Genomic DNA, 1,527 nt, shown 5'->3' on the forward strand with positions numbered 1-1,527 from the left:
ACTGCTTAAACGCACACAACCAACCGTGCGCTTCTCCTATCCTACTGTGTCCCCCCATTACTCAAATGGTAGGGAGGTGGTACAGGAATATCAACCTGTTCTCCATCGCCTACGCCTATCGGCCTCGGCTTAGGTCCCGACTAACCCTGAGCGGACGAGCCTTCCTCAGGAAACCTTAGTCATTCGGTGGATGGGATTCTCACCCATCTTTCGCTACTCATACCGGCATTCTCACTTCTAAGCACTCCACCAGTCCTTTCGGTCTGACTTCTCTGCGCTTAGAACGCTCTCCTACCACAGACATCGTTGATGTCTATCCACAGCTTCGGTGAATTGTTTAGCCCCGATACATTTTCGGCGCAGCGTCACTCGACCAGTGAGCTATTACGCACTCTTTAAATGGTGGCTGCTTCTGAGCCAACATCCTGGTTGTCTAAGCAACGTCACATCCTTTTCCACTTAACAATTACTTTGGGACCTTAGCTGGTGGTCTGGGCTGTTTCCCTTTTGACTACGGATCTTATCACTCGCAGTCTGACTCCCGTGTATAAATCATTGGCATTCGGAGTTTGTCTGAATTCGGTAATCCGGGATGGACCCCTCGTTCAAACAGTGCTCTACCTCCAAGATTCTCTTTCACGAGGCTAGCCCTAAAGCTATTTCGGAGAGAACCAGCTATCTCCAAGTTCGATTGGAATTTCTCCGCTACCCACACCTCATCCCCGCACTTTTCAACGTGCGTGGGTTCGGGCCTCCAGTAAGTGTTACCTTACCTTCACCCTGGACATGGGTAGATCACCTGGTTTCGGGTCTACAACGACATACTCATTCGCCCTCTTCAGACTCGCTTTCGCTACGGCTCCGTCTTTTCAACTTAACCTTGCATGTCATCGTAACTCGCCGGTTCATTCTACAAAAGGCACGCTATCACCCATAAACGGGCTCTAACTACTTGTAGGCACATGGTTTCAGGATCTCTTTCACTCCCCTCCCGGGGTGCTTTTCACCTTTCCCTCACGGTACTGGTTCACTATCGGTCACTAGAGAGTATTTAGCCTTAGGAGATGGTCCTCCCAGATTCCGACGGAATTTCTCGTGTTCCGCCGTACTCAGGATCCACTCAGGAGAGAATGCGCTTTTACCTACAGGACTGTTACCTTCTTCGGTGGGTCTTTCCAAACCGCTTCGCCTAACGCATTCCTTTGTAACTCCATGTAGAGTGTCCTACAACCCCAAGAGGCAAGCCTCTTGGTTTGGGCTCTTCCCCTTTCGCTCGCCGCTACTAAGGGAATCGAAATTTCTTTCTCTTCCTTCAGGTACTTAGATGTTTCAGTTCCCTGAGTCTGCCATCAAGACGCTATGAATTCACGTCTAGATACTGTCCCATTACGAACAGTGGGTTCCCCCATTCGGAAATCTCCGGATCATTGCTTACTTACAGCTCCCCGAAGCATATCGGTGTTAGTGCCGTCCTTCTTCGGCTTCTAGTGCCAAGGCATTCACCATGCGCCCTTTATAACTTAACCT

The 1,527-nt window shown here is 50.0% G+C and carries 1 rRNA gene; it reads right to left on the bottom strand.

Annotated features, from left to right (window positions below):
* Nucleotides 1–1,526 (bottom strand): 23S ribosomal RNA (locus tag FEU33_RS18565); the annotation flags it as partial.
* Nucleotide 1,527: the final 1 nt, after the last annotated feature.

Source organism: Rummeliibacillus suwonensis (assembly GCF_007896435.1).
GTDB lineage: Bacteria > Bacillota > Bacilli > Bacillales_A > Planococcaceae > Rummeliibacillus > Rummeliibacillus suwonensis.